Origin of the sequence: Nostoc cycadae WK-1, from assembly GCF_002897135.1 — a bacterium.
Lineage (GTDB): Bacteria > Cyanobacteriota > Cyanobacteriia > Cyanobacteriales > Nostocaceae > Nostoc_B.
Map to the genome: position 1 here is coordinate 35,724 of NZ_DF978446.1, position 16,721 is coordinate 52,444.

16 protein-coding genes, 1 tRNA gene and 1 other annotated feature are annotated in these 16,721 nt (G+C 41.0%); of the genes, 4 read left to right on the forward strand and 13 right to left on the reverse strand.

Annotation, left to right across the window (positions count from 1 at the left end):
- The first annotated feature begins 87 nt into the window (after positions 1 to 87).
- On the forward strand, positions 88 to 633 hold the full coding sequence (locus NCWK1_RS26490; protein ID WP_096579183.1) for a DUF2854 domain-containing protein: 546 nt from the start codon (positions 88 to 90) through the stop codon (positions 631 to 633).
- Positions 634 to 805: 172 nt separating this feature from the next.
- Here NCWK1_RS26490 and NCWK1_RS26495 read toward each other — a convergent pair whose 3' ends face one another.
- On the reverse strand, positions 806 to 1,066 hold the full coding sequence (locus NCWK1_RS26495) for a CRR7 family NDH-1 assembly protein (protein ID WP_103126764.1): 261 nt from the start codon (positions 1,064 to 1,066) through the stop codon (positions 806 to 808).
- 939 nt (positions 1,067 to 2,005) lie between these two features.
- Here NCWK1_RS26495 and NCWK1_RS26500 point away from each other — a divergent pair.
- Positions 2,006 to 3,028, forward strand: coding sequence for a GGDEF domain-containing response regulator (locus NCWK1_RS26500; RefSeq protein ID WP_096579187.1), 1,023 nt, complete (start codon positions 2,006 to 2,008; stop codon positions 3,026 to 3,028).
- Positions 3,029 to 3,164: 136 nt separating this feature from the next.
- Here the strand turns inward: NCWK1_RS26500 and rplL are convergent, their stop codons facing one another.
- The 8 genes from rplL to rplS form a co-directional block, all read right to left on the reverse strand.
- Positions 3,165 to 3,554 carry a 50S ribosomal protein L7/L12 gene (rplL, locus tag NCWK1_RS26505; RefSeq protein WP_096579189.1) on the reverse strand — a complete coding sequence of 130 codons (390 nt, stop codon included), beginning with the start codon at positions 3,552 to 3,554 and terminating at the stop codon, positions 3,165 to 3,167.
- Positions 3,555 to 3,721: 167 nt separating this feature from the next.
- Positions 3,722 to 4,261, reverse strand: coding sequence for a 50S ribosomal protein L10 (gene rplJ / locus NCWK1_RS26510; protein ID WP_096579191.1), 540 nt, complete (start codon positions 4,259 to 4,261; stop codon positions 3,722 to 3,724).
- A 61-nt stretch (positions 4,262 to 4,322) separates the two neighbouring features.
- Positions 4,323 to 4,488 (reverse strand) — a sequence feature (ribosomal protein L10 leader region).
- A gap of 70 nt (positions 4,489 to 4,558) precedes the next feature.
- Positions 4,559 to 5,275, reverse strand: coding sequence for a 50S ribosomal protein L1 (gene rplA / locus NCWK1_RS26515; RefSeq protein WP_096579193.1), 717 nt, complete (start codon positions 5,273 to 5,275; stop codon positions 4,559 to 4,561).
- 142 nt (positions 5,276 to 5,417) lie between these two features.
- On the reverse strand, positions 5,418 to 5,843 hold the full coding sequence (gene rplK, locus NCWK1_RS26520) for a 50S ribosomal protein L11 (protein WP_015114848.1): 426 nt from the start codon (positions 5,841 to 5,843) through the stop codon (positions 5,418 to 5,420).
- A gap of 6 nt (positions 5,844 to 5,849) precedes the next feature.
- Entirely contained in the window at positions 5,850 to 6,482 is a 633-nt protein-coding gene (gene nusG, locus NCWK1_RS26525; protein WP_096579195.1) for a transcription termination/antitermination protein NusG, read from the reverse strand.
- Entirely contained in the window at positions 6,482 to 6,703 is a 222-nt protein-coding gene (gene secE / locus NCWK1_RS26530) for a preprotein translocase subunit SecE (protein WP_103126765.1), read from the reverse strand. Before secE ends, nusG begins: the two co-directional genes overlap by 1 nt.
- A gap of 192 nt (positions 6,704 to 6,895) precedes the next feature.
- Positions 6,896 to 6,968, reverse strand: a tRNA-Trp gene (locus NCWK1_RS26535).
- A 151-nt stretch (positions 6,969 to 7,119) separates the two neighbouring features.
- Positions 7,120 to 7,482, reverse strand: coding sequence for a 50S ribosomal protein L19 (gene rplS, locus NCWK1_RS26540; RefSeq protein WP_015114851.1), 363 nt, complete (start codon positions 7,480 to 7,482; stop codon positions 7,120 to 7,122).
- A gap of 151 nt (positions 7,483 to 7,633) precedes the next feature.
- Here rplS and NCWK1_RS26545 point away from each other — a divergent pair, with 151 nt between their 5' ends.
- Positions 7,634 to 8,572, forward strand: a complete 939-nt coding sequence (locus tag NCWK1_RS26545) for a glycosyltransferase family 2 protein (protein WP_103126766.1) — start codon at positions 7,634 to 7,636, stop codon at positions 8,570 to 8,572.
- Positions 8,573 to 8,709: 137 nt separating this feature from the next.
- Here the strand turns inward: NCWK1_RS26545 and NCWK1_RS26550 are convergent, their stop codons facing one another.
- Together NCWK1_RS26550 and NCWK1_RS26555 are read right to left on the reverse strand one after the other, a co-directional pair.
- The gene (locus NCWK1_RS26550) at positions 8,710 to 11,940 is read right to left on the reverse strand and encodes an efflux RND transporter permease subunit (protein WP_103126767.1); all 3,231 of its coding nucleotides are present in this window, start codon (positions 11,938 to 11,940) and stop codon (positions 8,710 to 8,712) included.
- A 29-nt stretch (positions 11,941 to 11,969) separates the two neighbouring features.
- Positions 11,970 to 13,436, reverse strand: a complete 1,467-nt coding sequence (locus NCWK1_RS26555; protein ID WP_422730893.1) for an efflux RND transporter periplasmic adaptor subunit — start codon at positions 13,434 to 13,436, stop codon at positions 11,970 to 11,972.
- Positions 13,437 to 13,940: 504 nt separating this feature from the next.
- On the opposite strand from NCWK1_RS26555, the gene NCWK1_RS26560 reads away from it, so the two are divergent.
- Positions 13,941 to 14,480 (forward strand): phycobiliprotein lyase, encoded by a 540-nt coding sequence (locus NCWK1_RS26560; protein ID WP_096579203.1) that lies wholly within the window; start codon positions 13,941 to 13,943, stop codon positions 14,478 to 14,480.
- Positions 14,481 to 14,719: 239 nt separating this feature from the next.
- Here the strand turns inward: NCWK1_RS26560 and NCWK1_RS26565 are convergent, their stop codons facing one another.
- Positions 14,720 to 14,935, reverse strand: coding sequence for a DUF2839 domain-containing protein (locus NCWK1_RS26565; RefSeq protein WP_096579206.1), 216 nt, complete (start codon positions 14,933 to 14,935; stop codon positions 14,720 to 14,722).
- A gap of 195 nt (positions 14,936 to 15,130) precedes the next feature.
- Positions 15,131 to 16,687: a helicase C-terminal domain-containing protein gene (locus NCWK1_RS26570; RefSeq protein WP_103126768.1), complete on the reverse strand. Its 1,557-nt coding sequence runs from the start codon at positions 16,685 to 16,687 to the stop codon at positions 15,131 to 15,133.
- Between the last annotated feature and the right edge of the window lie 34 nt (positions 16,688 to 16,721).

Consider the following 16,721-nt stretch of genomic DNA (forward strand, 5'->3'; position numbering starts at 1 on the left):
AGTTTTTAAGTCGTTGGGCTTCCCTAATTTGTTACACATAGCCGATGATAATAAAACTAACGTGTTAATAAATATTATCTTTGGCTCATGTTACGTAAAATATCTTTGGGAACTCTAGGTTTAACTATTGGTGGCATATTAACTCTTGTTGGCTTTATAGCCTATGCTGCCAACAATGCCACACTTAATCTTGTAGGCTTCTTTTACGGTTTTCCTTTGTTGTTGGGAGGGCTTGCACTCAAAGCCAATGAAATTAACCCGATACCTTTTAGTCAAGCCACAACACCATCAGTATTATCTCTGCGGGAACAGCAAGCAACAGTAACTCAAAATAAAATTCGCAAAGACATCACTCGGTATTGTTACGGTCAAGATGCTCACTTGGATGCAGCACTCTCTTACTTAGGTCTCAGTCCCTCTGATGAAGAAAGACCAATTGTTACAAGTTTACGAGAAGAGGATATTAATGGCGCTTACACGTTAATTTTAGAATTTGATTCTCCTTTCATCCCGATTAATGTTTGGGAAGAAAAACAAGCAAAAATGACCAGCTATTTTGGACCAGGAGTCGAGATAAAAATTACCCAGCCAACCGAAGATAAAATTGAGTTAGCGTTAGTTACTAGTCAATAGCCAATGGTCAATAGTCAATAGCTATAAATATTAATTATTGGCTATTGACTGTGCGATCGCCATAAAGACTGTTTCTCACAATATCGCTGGATGAAAAAACGAGGCAAGCATTTTGCAATATTTTGCATACCATTAGACTAACGACTGTTGATCATTGACTATTGAGCATAAATCATTTTTCTAATCTGACTGCATACCACTGCAAATATTGACCAGTTCCAATATCTAACTCACAACTAGTATCGATGAGATATTGGACTTTAGCTTCCAAAGAATCAATATTTTGTAAATCTGGTGGTAAATCTTGAGTATCAATTGTTTGTAAAACTGTTTTCAGCTTTTCAAATAGTGCTTGTGCTGTCAGAAATTGTTCTGGTTGATTAGTTTCTAACACCACAAAGTTATCTTGTTGATACATTAAAGAGTCTGGCATATCTGTACTTCAGTTAATTTAAATTTGTTTTTATAGAGAACTTTATATTCAATCAGGTTGGTTAAATAATTTTCTCTTGTATTTTGCCTTTATATATTCTAGGCACTAAAGTTAGAATTCCTTGAAAGCTTTATAGATATTTTGCATTACACATGATTTATTGAGATTGAAATCAGGAATTTTACTTAACTCTCAAGTTAATTACTCTCTCAAGAATAAAGTTTATTATACAACTTGATATTAGCCTCATGTAATTTGTGTAATTACCCATCAATTGAAATGGGTAAAATTTAGCCATATATATTAATACAGTCCAGAGATTATGAAGTTGAGGGTCAGCTATTTTCCCGATAATATTTTGTAATTGGTGAAAAACTCATCAGTATGTGTCTAAAGTCACTTTAGAACTTAATTAGTATAGTGTAGATTTAAAGTTTTGCTCAAAATAGTAATTACACTTTATCACTAGGGAAATATAAACGTAAGACTTCCTTGCAAAGCCAGAACTAGCCAACTAAAAATTGCTTTTTCCTTTTCAGTAAATTGTCTATGAAACCCATTTATCTAAACTTTTCTTTGCTGAAGCTGATTAAATATTCTCTTTTCCGAAAAAATCTGATGGTGCAGTTAGACAGCTTGGGGATAAAGTTTCTAGTTTTGATGGAACTTTTATGCGATCGCAGTCCCAGTTGTCAGTCAGATAGATTGTGTCATCAGACATGCTAACTAACACTCTCTTGCCAGAGAAATTTAGACATACTGTACAAAATAGAGCATTGCTATACCGCCAACTTCTACTGCGGTCATAAACTTTCAGCCAGTTGCCTTCCAGTAATATTTACTGTCACAAAATCTTGCTTATTGGCTATTTTTTGTGTTATGCAGGTTTTCTCAAGTTTCCCCCTCGTCGATACTTTCATTTTCTGTGGAACGCAATTCATGTCAGGCTTAAGCCCATTTTCTCTTCCTAAACAACCTCCAGTAATTCTGGTGGCTGATGACGATAAAACCATCCGCCTGCTTTTGCGTGAAGCTATGGAACAAGAAGGCTATCGAGTTGTTGAAGTTGCAGACGGTAAGCAGTGTTTAGATGCTTATGAGACTGTCAAACCAGACATAGTATTGCTAGATGCAATCATGCCTGTAATGGATGGCTTTACTTGTTGTAAGCACTTGCTCCAAATTGCCAGAAATAATCTCATGTCAGCCCTGGCAGATCTTGATACTGACTCTGCTACAGGCAACACTGTTATTTCCAAATTATGGGAACGAACACCAATATTGATGATTACTAGTTTGGATGACGCAGAGTCTGTAGACCGTGCCTTTGAAGCAGGAGCATCTGATTATGTTACCAAGCCAATTCATTGGGCTGTTTTGCGCCAGCGTTTACGTCGTCTACTACAACAAGCGCAAGTATACAAACAGTTAGAAGCAGCAAACCTAGCTTTACAGCAACTCGCTAACGTTGATGGCTTAACAGGTCTTGCTAATCGCCGTCGTTTTGATGAATATTTGAATACGCAGTGGATAAATTTAGCACAGGAGGAATCTCCCCTGTCATTAATTTTATGTGATATCGATTATTTCAAATTTTATAACGATCAATATGGTCATCCAGCTGGAGATGTTTGTTTGCAAAAGGTAGGTACTGTTTTGAGCAAAAATGCACAAAAACATCACGATTTAGTAGCACGTTACGGTGGCGAAGAATTTGCAGTAATTATGCCAAATACTCACGCTTCTGGTGCATTTTATGTAGCTACAACTATGCAAGCTGGTGTCCAAAATTTACAAATTGCTCATGACGCTTCTGCTGTGAATGAATTTGTCACCCTGAGTATAGGGGTCGCTACCCTGGTTCCGACTTGGGAATCCTCTCCTTCAGATTTGATTGTAGCGGCAGATAAAGCGCTTTACACAGCAAAGGCAGAAGGACGTAATCGAATCATTCTCAGATGAAATAGTCAGGAAATCAAACTCATAATCCTGAAATTATTGGTATTAATCTGATTAAAAACGGCTATATAAAATCTGAATCCGATAAAAAAAGAAGCCTAAAATAGGCTTCTTTTTTAAGACTAGTATTGAAACTGGACTATTTCACAGTAACTTTACCACCAGCTTCTTCAATCCGCTTCTTAGCATCTTCAGCTGCATCTTTAGCAATACCTTCTTTAACTGCTTTAGGTGCAGCTTCTACTAAGTCTTTAGCTTCTTTCAGTCCTAGACCAGTCAATTCACGCACAATCTTCAGTACGGCAATCTTCTTGTCAGCAGGAACAGATTCCAGAATTACGTCAAACTCGGTTTTTTCTTCTACTGGTTCAGCAGCAGCACCACCACCAGCAGGAGCAGCAATAGCCACACCAACAGGAGCCGCAGCACTTACGCCAAAAGCTTCTTCAATTTGCTTAACTAATTCAGCAGCTTCTAGCAAGGTTAAGGATTTCAATTGTTCTAAAATATTGTCGGTTGTAGCAGACATTGATGTAACTCCGTAATGTTTGATTAGTTATTAGTAATTTGTCATTCGTCATTTGTCATTAGTTTTTGACCTTTGACTCTTGACTAAAAGAAGGATAAAGAATGAAAAGATTAGTAAATAAACCACTTTTTTATATTTGGCTTATTTCACACTTTCTACTTCATACTTTATTCAGCTGCACTTCCTTGTTCTTGTTCGGCCACAGCTTGCAAAGCACGAGCCAAGCCACCAGGAACTTCGTTGATACCCACAGCAATTTTTGTAGCCAAAGCGTTGATAGCTCCAGCAATTTGACCCATGAGTTGTTCCTTGGATGGCAAGTCACCTAGAGCCTTGACATCTGCTTCTTTCAGCAAGCGACCTTCCATGACACCGCCACGCATTTCTGTTTTTTTGGTGGCTTTTTGGAAGTCTTGGTAAGCCTTAATTGCTGAAGAGAAATCTTCTTTGACTAACAAAAAGGCAGAAGAACCTTTCAGCAACTCGGACATTGGTTGCCATTTTTCGTCCTCTTGAATAGCAATACCCATTAAGGTATTTTTTGTTACCTTACAAGTAGTGCCTGTAGGACGTAGCCGCCGCCTTAAGTCTGTGATTTCAGCAACTGTTAGCCCTTGGTATTCAATTACTAGTGCCAAAGTTGACTCACTCAAAGATTGTTTGAGGTCAGCTACTATTTCTTGTTTGTTTTCTAACGTTCTACCCATATCGTTTCACCTCCAAGGGCAAAATCAGGATTTCCCTGTTTGTGTATTCTAGTTCTGACTTACCCAAAACAATAAACCCCGGCTTTTTAACCGGGGTTTCGCAGCAAAACTCTTGACGCTATAGCATCTACACTTTGTAAGTAATGCTTCAAGCAATGAGAGTTTTTACCTCGGCAGGATATTAAGCTATTTGCACCTGCTGTCTCCGGTTTGAACTATTTAGTTTTGTCATTAGTCACTTGTCCTTTGTCCTTTGTTTTGACAAATGACGATGGACAAATGAAGATTGACTAAAAATTATGCAGCTTCGTTAAGTTTTAAATCCCGTAAAGCGGTGATATCAACTTTAATCGAAGGCCCCATAGTAGCAGATACATAGAAGCTCCGCCAATAACGACCTTTTGCGCCCGAAGGACGGTTACGGTCAATTGTTTCTTGCAACGCCTTCAGGTTTACTAACAAATCTTCTGGCGAGAAACCTGCTTTACCAAACATAACATGGACAATACCAGTACGGTCAGCCCGGAATTCTAATTTACCTGCTTTGAATTCTGCGATCGCACTTGCAATATCAAACGTTACTGTACCACCTTTTGGTGATGGCATCAAACCACGGGGGCCTAGTAATTTACCTAGTTTCGCTACCTGTGGCATAACATCTGGTGTCGCAATTAGTTTGTCGAAGTCCATCATGCCTTTTTGAATTTGGTCAATCAGTTCTTCTGAACCAACTATATCAGCACCAGCGTTGCTTGCTTCTGTGACTTTTTCACCTCTAGCGATAACTGCCACCCGGACAATTTGTCCTGTACCTTTGGGTAGCGCTACCGTTGTCCGTAATTGTTGGTCTGTATATTTGGGGTCAATTCCCAACCGGATATGTGCTTCTGCGGCTTCAGCAAATTTAGCTGTTGCTGTTTCTTTAAGTAGTGTTAAAGCGTCTAGAGGTAAGTATTCTCTATCTTCTATTTTTGCTTGCAGTTCCCGCAAGCGACGCGATACTTTTTTTGTCATTTTTTTCTCCTGGGGTTAGTGGCGAAGCCAAGCTTCTCCCCCGATAAATTTTTTTAGTAGTGAGTGCTGAGTGCTGAGTGCTGAGTGCGAAGTCATAATATTTTTCTTCTGCCTCCTGCCTTCTGCCTCCTGCCTTCTTTTACTATTCAGTGATGGTAACGCCCATATTTCTTGCGGTTCCGGCCACAATGTTCATTGCCGCGTCGATGTCGTTGGCGTTGAGATCGGGTAATTTAGTTTGGGCAATTTCCCGCAATTGTGCTTGAGTAATTGAACCAACTTTCTTTTTGTTGGGTTCGTTAGAACCTCTTTCGATTTTCGCGGCTTTGCGAATTAATACTGATGCTGGTGGGGTTTTGAGTACAAATGTAAAACTCCGGTCTTCATAAACCGAAATTTCTACAGGGATTACCATACCAGCTTGGTCTGCTGTTTTGGCGTTGTACTCTTTGCAGAACATCATGATGTTAACGCCATGTTGACCCAACGCAGGGCCTACTGGCGGTGCTGGGTTGGCTTTTCCAGCGTTCAGGGCCAGTTTAATGACCGCTACTACTTTTTTCGCCATTTGTATTTAGCTCTGTTTCTCTACCTGATTGAATTCCAATTCAACGGGTGTATCTCTGCCAAAAATCGAGAGCAAGGCTTTAAGTTTACTTCGCTCTGGACTGACTTCAATCACCTCGCCTTCAAAGTCCTTAAATGGGCCAGAAAGCACGATTATCTTATCACCTGTTGCCATGTCAATTTTGACAACTGGCTCTTGTTCGGTGGTTTGTTTGAATATGCGCTCTACTTCTGAGTAACTCAGAGGTACTGGTTTAACGTGACCACGACCTTTGGCACTGCCACGTTTTTGTTCTGCTCCCACAAAGTTGATGACATGAGAGGTGTTACGCACTACCTGCCATGTATCGTCATTCAAGACCATCCGTACTAGCACATAACCAGGAAACACTTTTTCTTCTGTGTGCTGGCGACTGCCATCTTTCCGGATTTTTACTGCTGGTGTGTGGGGGATTTCGACTTGAATTATTTTGTCTGCTACGTCAAAGGTTTGGATGCGTTGTTCCAAGTTGGTTTTGACGCGTTTTTCACAGCCGGAGGCTACTTGTACTGCATACCACCGCGCTTCTTTGAGCGCTGCTTCTGCTGTTTCCTCTGACTGCAAATTTGAGTTAAGTGGGTCGTCTGTTGCAAAAGTCATCAGAACACCTGTTTTGCTGCCCAAGCAAACAATCCATCCACCAAATAGATCAAAGATGCGGAGAGTGTAACCATTAACAGCACGGCTGCTGATTCGCTCACTAGCTGTCTGCGACTTGGCCAAACTACTTTTTCAAGTTCTTCTTTCGTCCCTTGAATAAAGTTTTGTACGTTTAGCCCACCAGTGTTTTCAGGCATTTCAGCTTCAGTTTTTTTCGCCACTGTTGTTTATCCCCCCGTTTCTTGTACAGCTGTATGTTGCTAATTTTTATCTTACTTTTACAGCTTTGATTCCATCCTGCTGATTTGCAGCAAAAAATCTCTCAATTATCAAACAATTATACCCGAAATCATCAGCACTAACTACATTGAGTAGAAGTGCTATTGTTTCGGGTTGTATTTTTTGCTTGCGAGCGCGCCCTGGAGGACTTGAACCCCCGACATCAGGTTTTGGAGACCTGCGTTCTACCAACTGAACTAAGAGCGCACAGGTTGGTTTGGATTCGGTGATTGCGTTGAACTTTTATTTAGTTTAACGCAATTTGCGATTCTTATTGTACATGATTTTTGTCGGGGAGACAACTTAGCGGCAAAAGCCGCTTGTTAACTGAGATTTCTCTCATACCCTGAGCAAAAAATTACAAAGGGCGGTCGAAACGCTGTTTGATCCGGGTAGCTTTACCAACGCGATCGCGCAGATAGTAAAGTTTAGCACGACGTACTTTACCACGACGGATGACTTTGATGCTATCGATGCGTGGAGAGTGCAGTAAAAATACACGTTCTACGCCTACCCCTTGAAATACGCGGCGAACGGTAATAGTTTCGTTAATACCGCCGTTGCGTTTAGCAATGACAACGCCTTCGTAGGGTTGCACACGGTATTTCTCGCCTTCTTTGATTTTCACGCCGACTTTGATGGTATCGCCCACATAAATGTTGGGCAAATTAGATTTTAGTTGTTCCGCTTCAATGGAACGGATGATCTCTTGAGCGTTCATAGCCTATCTGGTGAAAAACTCACAATCATCCATAATAAATCGAGAATCTGCTTTCAGTCTAGTGATATGTGAGATTTAAAATTTTTAACCGAGCCGCCATATCTAAAAATGAAAGCTATATTGCATAAAGCTTGCTACAGGTGTGATGTTTATGAAATTTAGCGTTGTGATCACTACCTATAACCGCGTAAGCTTACTACGCCGAGCCGTTGATTCTGCTATCAACCAGACAATTCCTTGTGAGGTGATTGTAGCTGATGATTGTTCCGCTGATGACACGCAAGCCTACGTAGAAAGCTTAGGTAATAGAGTAATTTACCATCGTCATGAGGTCAACAAAGGTCATGCAGCTACGGTAAATGCAGGAGTCAATCAAGCCAGTGGCGACTGGATTAAGTTTTTAGATGATGACGACTATTTGGCAACTAATTGTATCGAAGAGATGGCCAAGGCGATCGCGCTTTGTCCGAGTGCAGTGATTTGCTCTTGTGTTGCGGCTCAGGTTGATGAACATAAAGTAGAATTGAGTCGCACTCCTCAACTTGGCCCTGGTTTAGCTTTTTCCGTTCCCCAAGCGGATATTCACTACGGGATGCTTTTGGAATTATTGCCTTTTGGTACACCTGTACAAGTAGCTTGTAGTCGTGATGCTTTTTGTCAAACAGATGGTTGGGATTCACAACTTGATGCTAACTGTGATGACATAGATTCTTGGCTACGTATTGCTCAATTCGGTGATGCGATTTACTTGAATCAATGTTTAGCTTATCGGACAATTTGGCCGGGTGCTTATAATCATAAATTCTCTGTATCTAAGCGGCTAGATACCAATATTTTGATTAAGGAAAAAATTTATGCTTTAGTTAATGAAAAGCATCGTCAGGATATTCCCAAAATAGAAGATATCAAAAAATATCTCATATTACATTGGGCTTTTGTAGAACTGAAACAGAAAAATGTTCCAGACTTTTTGATGATGTTGAATAAATCTGCATTTTCGACAATGGCATGGAGAACTTTCTTAACTACTGTTTTTTTACGCCGTTTGCACTTTCAAAGTAAACTTATCCGTAAGATTGTCTTGTATTAAATTTATAACCAAAGTCTGTCATGAGGGATTTAAAATCACAGTCCGAATAGAATTCGCAGCATTTTTATGAAGATATAGCCACGATTTCTATTCGCTTAAAATCACCAAAATTATGCTGATTTATTAATCGCTTTTATTTAGTAATACCTGTTCTTCCATTTATCTAATTTGGCTAATGTTTGCTTGAGCCACCCAAAATCTAGGATGTCGTGTAGCAGTGTATAAAAACACGGAATAATAAACAGGGTCAATACAGTTGCTAATGACAAACCAGAAAAAACAACAACACCCAATGGTTGCAGAAACTCTGAGCCTTCACCAATTCCTAATGCTAGAGGGAACATACCTAAAACGGTAGTAATAGTAGTCATAAGTACAGGACGCAACCGTTGTGGCGCAGCTTGTAAAATGGCAGTTTTGCGGTCAATGTTGTCTCGTTCCCGAAGTTGATTGGCTAACTCGACCATAATGATGGCATTGTTCACCACAATACCAACTAATAAAACGGCACCTACTATCACGGTTGCACCAATGGCAGTTTTGGTAATATAAAGCCCGAAAATTCCCCCGGCTAGTGCTAATGGAATGGTAAACATAATTACCAATGGGTCAATGAGGGAATTATATTGCACTGCCATAACTACAAATACAAGGAATGTGGCTAATCCACCTAATAGTTGTAGTGAGCTTTGCAATTGTTGATTTGATTCAGCGGCGGCGCTGGGTAAAACACTCACACCTTCTGGCAATTCGAGGTTATCTATTACTTGTTTGACCTGGGCTATGGCTTGACTTAAACTAGCGCCCTCGTTTAAATTCCCCGCTAGAATGACAACTTGGCGCTGGTTAATTCGCTGAATTTCGCCAGGCGCTTGCCCTTCAACAATTCTCGCAACATCACTCAACCGGACTTGGTGATTATTGTCTACAAATAACGGCAGTCTTTCTAATTGAGATGGTGCTTGGACTGCTGTTTCATTCAACTTTACGCGTACATCTACTAAGCGGTTGCCACGTTGTAACTGTGTGGGAATGCTACCCTCTAGAGCAGTCTGAATGGTATCGCCAATATCTGTAGTAGTTAAGCCTAAAGCTGCAACACGCTCCCAGTCTGGCAAGATTTGAATTTCGGGTTGTCTTTCATCAGCATCAGGGCGGAATCTAGCGAAGGTGGCTTGTTCTTCTAAAGCTGCTAAAACTTGACGACCAGCTTGTTGTAAATTGTCTGGGTCGTTACCTTGCAAAATCACGTCAACATCAGCACCCCGTACAGGAGAGTTATTCAAAATCAAACCCCGCACTTGTCCGGGTGAAAGGCGCAGACGAATTCCGGCTAAGTTTAATTTGTCAAGTTCTTGGGTAACTCGTTCAACATAAGCTTCGACATCAGTACCAGATTTTAAGCTAATGGTGCTGGAACCGCGTAAGGGGTTGGCGTTAGTTGTGTTACCAAATAAGGCTCCACCAGCAGTAGAAAATATATATTCTGTTTCTGGCTGCTGGCGGAGAACCTCATCCACGGCGCTCATGACTTTGAGGTTAGTGTCTAAGGGTGTTCCGGGAGGAAACTGAGCATTTAAGTTAACTTGTCCTGTACTAATTCTAGGGAGAATTTCTTGGGGAATTTGCGGAGCCATCCACAAACTACCGCCACCAAAGAAGAGGAGGGCGATCGCCACTGTAATGAATCGCCAGCGTAATATCATAGTTAAACAGCCGCCATATCCCCTGGTAGCAGCATCAAAGCGGCGATTAAATTCTTGCAATAGCCAAAATTGATTTAAACGGCTAGAAAACTTCCATCCTAATAAGCGAGATGCCATCATGGGGACAACGGTAACGGCAATGACTATCGAAGCTGCTACGGAAAAGCTAATAGTTAAAATTAATTCATTGAATAGCAGGGCGATAAACCCACCAATAAGCAAAAATGGTAATACTGCAACCAAGTTAGTACTAGTAGAAGCGATTAATGCTGATTCGACTTCTCGACTACTTTGTTCTGATTGATTAATTAGTTGCTGTTTACTCAACTTGCTTCTAGCAGTTTTACCGGGGGTCATTCCCGCACCTTCAGCAATGTTCTCCAACATCACGATGGAGTTGTCTACGACAATACCTACACCCAAAGCTAAACCACCCAAACTAAAAACGTTAATAGATAAACCAAATAAACCCATTAAGATAATTGCGGCTAGGGTGGCTAAGGGGATAGCCAGGACAATAATCAAAGTTTGTCTGATGGAACCCAGGAATAGGAGAACTGCGATCGCTGCTAATGCTGTCCCAATTAACCCGGAACTTGTAACATTAGAAATAGAATTACGAATAAACTTTGATTCATCTAAAGTAGCAGTAATTACTGTCCCTTCAGGAATTACACCAGACTGCCGCAGTTCTTCTACACGCTGTTTCACTCCATCAACAACGTTGATAGTATTGGCATCTGGTTGTTTTTGAATACTGACTTTTACCGCTGGTTCACCATTGAGAGAAACGAAAACTCTTTGTTGTTCTGAGCCGTCGATAATTTCGGCAAAGTCTCGCAGATAAACACGACGAGTGGGGACTGAGGCTTGAGTATTATTGCTAGATGAAGATACTTCAAATGATAAATCTCTCAGTTCCTCAGCACTCCGAAAGCGACCCACAGTCCGAGTTAATGGTTCGGAATTCTGCCCTAAAATTCGACCACCGGAAATATCTTGGTTGCGGTCTCTCAATTCATCTAAAACATCCGTTAAACCTACACCCAAAGCTTGCAATCGATTTAAATCAAGATTGACTCTAACTTCTTCTGGCACTCCTCCCGATACGTCTACCCCGGCTACACCAGGGACAACACCTAGTTCACGGGCTAGTTCTTCTTCGGCAAACACCCGTAAATCTACACCTTCTAAGGTCGGTGAAGTTAAAGCTATTTCATAAACAGGTAACTGGGAAGGATCTACTTTAAATATGCGTGGTGCTTCTAGGGTGTCTGGTAAAGTACCTCTGGCTCGGTTAAAGGCCGCAGTAGCATCGTTTAAGGCTTGGTCAATATTGCCCCCTGGTTGAAAGTACAAATCTAAACTGACTTGTCCTTCACGGGTTTGAGAAAAGACTTGTAATACACCTTCGGTAGCGGAAAAGGCTTCTTCTAAAGGCTTTGTGACTTCATCAATTGCTACTTCTGGCGAAATGCCTGGTGCTTGTATTCGCACACCAATCCGAGGATAGGTAATTGATGGTAGTAAATCTACTGGTAATTTGACTATAAAAAATACACCCATCACGATTACTGCTAGGGTAAGCATGAGGGTACCGATATGTTGACGGATAGAGATGGCGCTGATACTAAATCCGCCGCTTTTTTGGACTTGCTGCATAACTATGATTGCACTCCAAATCTAAATTCTTAATTTCTAGTTCTGCGCAGTGTCGAATTTGATTCGCCTGTTTCGGAAAGAATCGAAAGACGTACCGGGTTGCCATCTTTTAATGGTCTACCACTGCGAACTACATAGCGCTCTCCTGGTTGCAAACCAGATAAAATCTCCACTTTGCTATCAGCTTTTTTGCCCAAAGTGACGGTACGTGCTTTTACCGTTGGTTCGCCTTGGTTATCTGTAACTACAAATACAGTGCCATTTATATCATTATTTGCTGTTTCAGACCCAGAAGGTTGTTTGGCTGATTTTTGAATAGCGGTTTGCGCGACTACAACTCGCGGTTGTGTTTGATTTTCAAAATTAACTCTGGCTAATAGTCCGCTACCAATATTGCTGTTACTGTTGGGAACTTCCACTTCTACTGGTATCAGGCGAGCAGTCGCATCGGCGGTGGGAGATATGCGTATAACTCTGCCAGTTAATGCTTTTTGGGGAAAGGCATCTAAGCGTACTTGTACAGATTGTCCAAGTTTAATTTTTGCTAGTTCCAATTCCGAAACTTGCACAACTACTTTGACTCGGCTGAAGTCACCAATTTGTATAACTTCGCCGCCTGCTTGCAAAAGATTACCTGGTTCTGTAACTTTGCTGGTAACGACACCATTGATGGGGGAAATTAATCGGGAGTAGGAACGGCGTTCTTTGGCTTGGGCGACTACTGCTTGTTGCGCTAAAACTCTACCTTGGGTAGCGGCGACGGCTTGTTGTTCTGTGCGGACTTGCTCTGTTGCAGCCCGCAAGGCTTGGGCGGCTGTTTGGGCTTGAGTGCGTGCTTGTTCGGCGGTTTGTTGGGCGATCGCACCTTGTTGGTATAATTGCTGTTGTCTTTGAGAGTCGGCTTGAGCTTGCACCATCTGTAAGCGCAGTCTTTCCACTTCTGCACGCGCATTACTTACCTGGGTTGCGGCTCTGGCTACATCGGATTTTTGGGCTGCGAGTTCGGCTTCGGCTTGTTTTAATTCTGTCATCAGCAAGGTATCATCTAACTGTCCGATGTTTTGCCCTTTTTTGACAATACTACCTACATCTACGTTTAAAGATAATAGTCGCGCTTCTATTTGCGATCGCAGTGATACGGTACGGAAAGGAATTGTTGTACCTGTATACTCTGGCTGTTTTTCGAGTGTATCTGTACGGGCGATCGCTACATCTACAGGTGTTGTACTACCACTTTCTTTACTACCACGTTGCGATTGAGCTTCGGCTGCTTCTTTAGGTAGAGAAGCACAACTAGCAGAAAGTACTCCTGTAGTTAATAAGCAAGCAAATAATGATATGAATTTTCCTGTTTGTCCCTGGGGAAATATCCTTTTGTTTGTTGGTTTCCCTGTGTCAATCTTGGCGATTAAATCTAACTGGCTATTCATCACTGGGATTGGAGGTATGTAGGTTTGCTGTTTCATCGATTTTTGCGGTTGTCCGTTGCAAATCATTTATTCTGCTTATATAAAAATTTTTCCAAAAATAGCAGCCTTTTACACCCAAGCCATTCTGTATATATGTCTCTAGATAGACGCATTGATGATAAATTAATGTTGAGATATATCTTCTTGTGTCAATTTTTACTACCTTTGCTACATGAAAGTTTCAAAAAAATATCCTGTCTGCTAGTGCAGATTTATAACGATTTTATCTACGATAGAATTAAGACTAAGGCATGTTTTACTCATATCTTGACCATAAAGCGTAGACATGAGAATTTTAACAAATCAAATTTGGCGCTAATTTATGCCTGAATTTTGGCATTAGCATTGGTGAAATAACGATATTTAGTTTTACTAAGTATACCTAATATATACTAGCAAAGCTGCTAAAAAAGCAATCGGCAAGTCTGAGTATTTATGAGATATATTAAAAAATCTAAACCGTAATTGTCTTTTGTCACCATGTAGTATATGTACAAACGCTATTTTTAGAATAGGCGAGGACAATAACGCGTGACATCACCGCTAAGACTGACTCAAACCGCTAACGAAGCCGAAATTACAGAATTTTTCCAAAAATCAGCCGGTCAGTGGCGTTCAGAAAGACGCTACTATACTCTGCCAGAGGGCGAAACGAAAGAAATGGTGAGTCTGATCACCATTCGCTTTTTAGAAACAGGATGTGCTGAGTTGCAAAAGTTGGCGCAATTGCACAATTTACCTGAGACGGTTAATTTAATCTGTGGTGCAGAAGTACTGTGGAATAGTACTGATATACTAAAAAATAGACAAGATTCTCAAGGCTCGACATTATTTGGTGCATTAGGAAATATTTTGTACCGCGATCGCGGTTTTGCCACATCCAAACCAATCACCGCCGAGTATCATTTTCCTAACTCAGAAACTTTGTGTTTGCGAACTGAGTACAACGGCTCAGTATTTGAGGAAGAATTAAAGTTAATTGGGAATAAATATCGCACCAGACAAACAATTATCTCTCGCGCTGGTGAACAGTTAATGATTGGTCAATATTTAGAAAAGCGAATTGACTAAACCGTAAGAAATAATAGGGAATAGATATTTATTGTCTGTTCCCTGTCAATATGTTTTGTTTTAAAAACTAGGTGAAAGCGATCGCACTTCCATATTCAACACTTGCTCTTGCAACAGTATGTAAATCTAAGAGCAACGCTCATTTATTAAATAATTTGCACTAATTTTTTAAACAATTATTGATTAGATTAGTAATGTTGGGTTTCCTTGCGTCAACCCAACCTTGTATCTGAACTGTATTAACCTACAATTTGCCACCAACCAAAAGCGGGGCCGATAAAACGAATAGTTACCCAAGCGACAACCATACCGACAATCCCAATCCAGGCTCCGCGAGTAGTCCAAGCCACAAATAATTCAGATTGGCGTTTGGTGATGGGAACCCAAGATAATATGCGCTCATCTTGACCGTATTTTTCTCCCAGAGTTTCTTTGCGACGTTTTGCTTCACCCATAATTAGCAATTCAAAATTCAAATTAGTTTGTGTGTCTGATCCCAGAGATGCGATCGCATCTCTAGTCCAATTGATGAAGTTCCAAATGTAAGCACAAGCTGATAATAGCGTTTGGTCAGATGCGATCGCTATCCGTTGACAAAATGTAAATAGTCAAAAATTGATTAACTATTGACTTTTGACACTGAACTCTTGTTAAGCCGAATCTTCTTCATCGGGGTTGGCGAATAAACTAGGGTCAAGATAGTTAATGCGTGCTAGAGGGCTAAGTGCTGCGAGGATTTGGGAACCATAGCTACGGTTAATAACTCGACTATCGAGCAATGCTACTACACCTTGATTTTCGCGTACAGGGGCGATCGCGCGTTGTAGTTCATTTAAAGCTGCCGGGAGTAAGTATACCCGAAACCAATCTTGATGCGATCGCTTGTAGTGAGCTACCCTTCCAGCCACTAGGGGATTTTCTAAAGACGGTAGAGGTAAAGTCGCAATAATTAATAGATGTGGCGCAGGTAAAACATGTTGATGTTCTCGCCAATATTCCCAACCACTAATTAAAATACCGTTTTCATCTAAACAAGTTTTTTCTACTTGTACCCGTGTACCAAACTCTGAAGCCAAAATTGCACCGACTTGCGCCTTGAGTGGGACATCTCCTACCAAAACAACTGTTAATCCTGGCGCTGTCGCACTTAAACAAAGTAAGGTGCGAACTTTGTGAATAAAGGCTGGTTGAAATTCTGGTGTATTTGGTAAAGGTAACTGATGGGGTACATATAATTGAATCGCTTGAGCTTGACTATCTGAAGAGAACCTCAGACAAGTGACATCATCTAAACCCAAACGCTGACGAAATACAGGCGCTTCCGTTTCTGGTTCTAATGCACTACCAATTAAAACCACTGGCTGTCGTTCCCAAATCGGGGACAGTATTCCAGCTAATTCAATCGGCGCGTAATGCAAAGAAAATAAACCTTGGCGACGCGCAATAGTAGTCCAAAAAAGATGCGGTGGCTGATTTAGAGGAGTATTTTCATGAATGTATTGAAATTGCTGCCAGAAATTTTGCCAAACATGAGGAATAGTCTCTAAGTTTAATTGAGCAAAAAGACCATGAATAATTTCTGCTTCTGGCTGGGAGATGAGATAACACTCATAAGGATTTGCTGGATGCTGGAAGACTTCTTTTGTGAGTTGTGTTCTAGCAGAACGAATTGCTTCAACTTGGTGAGGACAAGCCAGTATAAGTTCTTCCCAGTCTTGAGGTTGCACATCTTGAATTAGTTGATTACGTACCCAATCTTCTAAATCATCTACACCATCAATAATTGTGGGAATACCTGGGCGAAAAGTTTCAGAAGATGTTAACTGTCCTTTTAACCAAGCTTCTGGAGAAGTTAGGAGTAGTCCTTGAAACCCAAAATTAGGCCAAGCGTTACCTGTTCTGATTGGCTTTTGAACTTGTAACCACTGTTGTAAGCGGGGAATTTCTACTTGCAACAGACGTTGTTGCACAGTTTCTGGAGCAACAATAATAACAGGGCCTTGCCACATCAATGCTGATGCGACAAAACTAGTGCGATATCGCCCTTGATAGCCACAAGCCGCCCCAACTTGAATTAAAGCACTACGTCCTAGACGCAAGGCGCGGGCTACCAACCTTGCCATCGTCAAATGATGAGGCCAGGAAGGGAACCCCGCCTGCGATCGCAGGAAGTTATGTAGTGACAAATGAACTTCTGCCTCAATCACACGCTTTTAATCCCATACAAAGTGATTTTTACTT

Bases quoted from the DNA above. Each gene is read 5' to 3' on its own strand.
- NCWK1_RS26490 (WP_096579183.1), top strand. From the start codon at position 88: ATGTTACGTAAAATATCTTTGGGAACTCTAGGTTTAACTATTGGTGGC.
- NCWK1_RS26495 (WP_103126764.1), bottom strand. From the start codon at position 1,066: ATGCCAGACTCTTTAATGTATCAACAAGATAACTTTGTGGTGTTAGAA.
- NCWK1_RS26500 (WP_096579187.1), top strand. From the start codon at position 2,006: ATGTCAGGCTTAAGCCCATTTTCTCTTCCTAAACAACCTCCAGTAATT.
- rplL (WP_096579189.1), bottom strand. From the start codon at position 3,554: ATGTCTGCTACAACCGACAATATTTTAGAACAATTGAAATCCTTAACC.
- rplJ (WP_096579191.1), bottom strand. From the start codon at position 4,261: ATGGGTAGAACGTTAGAAAACAAACAAGAAATAGTAGCTGACCTCAAA.
- rplA (WP_096579193.1), bottom strand. From the start codon at position 5,275: ATGACAAAAAAAGTATCGCGTCGCTTGCGGGAACTGCAAGCAAAAATA.
- rplK (WP_015114848.1), bottom strand. From the start codon at position 5,843: ATGGCGAAAAAAGTAGTAGCGGTCATTAAACTGGCCCTGAACGCTGGA.
- nusG (WP_096579195.1), bottom strand. From the start codon at position 6,482: ATGACTTTTGCAACAGACGACCCACTTAACTCAAATTTGCAGTCAGAG.
- rplS (WP_015114851.1), bottom strand. From the start codon at position 7,482: ATGAACGCTCAAGAGATCATCCGTTCCATTGAAGCGGAACAACTAAAA.
- NCWK1_RS26545 (WP_103126766.1), top strand. From the start codon at position 7,634: ATGAAATTTAGCGTTGTGATCACTACCTATAACCGCGTAAGCTTACTA.
- NCWK1_RS26550 (WP_103126767.1), bottom strand. From the start codon at position 11,940: ATGCAGCAAGTCCAAAAAAGCGGCGGATTTAGTATCAGCGCCATCTCT.
- NCWK1_RS26555 (WP_422730893.1), bottom strand. From the start codon at position 13,436: ATGATTTGCAACGGACAACCGCAAAAATCGATGAAACAGCAAACCTAC.
- NCWK1_RS26565 (WP_096579206.1), bottom strand. From the start codon at position 14,935: ATGGGTGAAGCAAAACGTCGCAAAGAAACTCTGGGAGAAAAATACGGT.